Here is a 1,510-nt window from a genome sequence, read left to right as displayed (position 1 = left end):
CCCCCGTTATCTTCTTCGCGGTCCTGCAAGAGGGCCGCTGGCCTCCGGGCCCGGCATGACTGTTCCCCCCTGTCGAAGGGATGACCTGGGGGGTGGTGTCACCGGGCCCGGAAGGTGCCGTCGGAGACGCTGATCAGAGGTCCGGCCACCGCCCGGTCCGGCGCAATGCCGGACAGCTCGCGGGCGGCAGGTCTGCATAACGTGGATGCGCGCGTACGACACCGATGCCGAGGCCGGCACATTCAACTTTCCTGGAAGGGCGCGATGTTCGAGACCGAAGACGTGGGCGTGTTCCTCGGCCTGGACGTCGGCAAGAGCGCCCATCACGGGCACGGGCTCACTCCGGCCGGGAAGAAGGTCCTTGACAAGCAGCTGCCCAACAGCGAGCCGAAGCTGCGGGCCGTCTTCGACAAGCTGACCGCGAAGTTCGGCACCGTCCTGGTGATCGTGGACCAGCCCGCCTCGATCGGCGCCCTCCCGCTCACCGTCGCACGGGATGCGGGCTGCAAGGTCGCCTACCTGCCCGGCCTGGCAATGCGCCGGATCGCCGACCTCTACCCGGGCGAGGCCAAGACCGACGCGAAGGACGCCGCGGTCATCGCGGACGCCGCCCGCACCCTGCCCCACGCGCTGCGCTCGCTGGAACTCACCGACGAGATCACCGCCGAGCTGACCGTGCTGGTCGGCTTCGACCAGGACCTCGCGGCCGAGGCCACCCGCACCTCCAACCGGATACGCGGCCTGCTCACCCAGTTCCACCCCTCGCTGGAACGCGTCCTGGGCCCTCGCCTGGACCACCCGGCCGTGACCTGGCTGCTGGAACGCTACGGCTCCCCGGCCGCCCTGCGCAAAGCCGGCCGCCGCAGACTCGTCGAGGTGATCCGGCCCAAGGCCCCCCGCATGGCCCAGCGGCTGATCGACGAGGTCTTCGACGCACTCGACGAACAGACCGTCGTCGTCCCCGGGACCGGCACTCTCGACATCGTGATCCCATCCCTGGCCCGCTCCCTGGCCGCCGTCCACGAACAGCGCCGGGCCCTGGAAACCCAGATCAACGCCCTCCTGGAGGCACACCCTCTTTCCAAGGTCCTGACCTCGATGCCCGGGGTCGCGGTCAGGACCGCCGCAGTGCTGCTGGTCACGGTCGGCGACGGAACCAGCTTCCCCACCGCCGCCCACCTCGCCTCCTACGCCGGACTCGCCCCGACAACGAAGTCGTCGGGGACCTCGATCCACGGCGAACACGCGCCCAGAGGCGGCAACCGGCAGCTGAAACGGGCGATGTTCCTCTCGGCCTTCGCAGCCCTGCACGACCCCGCCTCCCGCGCCTACTACGACAAACAACGCGCCCGCAAGAAGACCCACACCCAAGCCATCCTCCGCCTCGCCCGCCACCGCATCAGCGTGCTCTTCGCCATGCTCCGCGACGGCACCTTCTACGAACCACGCACCCCCGAAGCAGCCACCGCATGACCACTCAGCCTTGACGAAGGACATAGAGGCACCCCCC

At 69.5% G+C, this 1,510-nt stretch carries 1 protein-coding gene; it reads left to right on the top strand.

Annotated features, from left to right (window positions below):
* The first annotated feature begins 264 nt into the window (after positions 1 to 264).
* Entirely contained in the window at positions 265 to 1,473 is a 1,209-nt protein-coding gene (locus ACFYZB_RS46730) for an IS110 family transposase (RefSeq protein WP_388768275.1), read from the top strand.
* The last annotated feature ends 37 nt before the right edge of the window (positions 1,474 to 1,510 follow it).

This window comes from Streptomyces sp. NPDC001852, assembly GCF_042891825.1.
Classification (GTDB): domain Bacteria; phylum Actinomycetota; class Actinomycetes; order Streptomycetales; family Streptomycetaceae; genus Streptomyces.
This window is presented reverse-complemented; position numbering and strand designations above follow the sequence as displayed.

Coding starts and splice junctions, on each gene's coding strand:
- ACFYZB_RS46730 (WP_388768275.1), top strand. CDS start 265: ATGTTCGAGACCGAAGACGTGGGCGTGTTCCTCGGCCTGGACGTCGGC.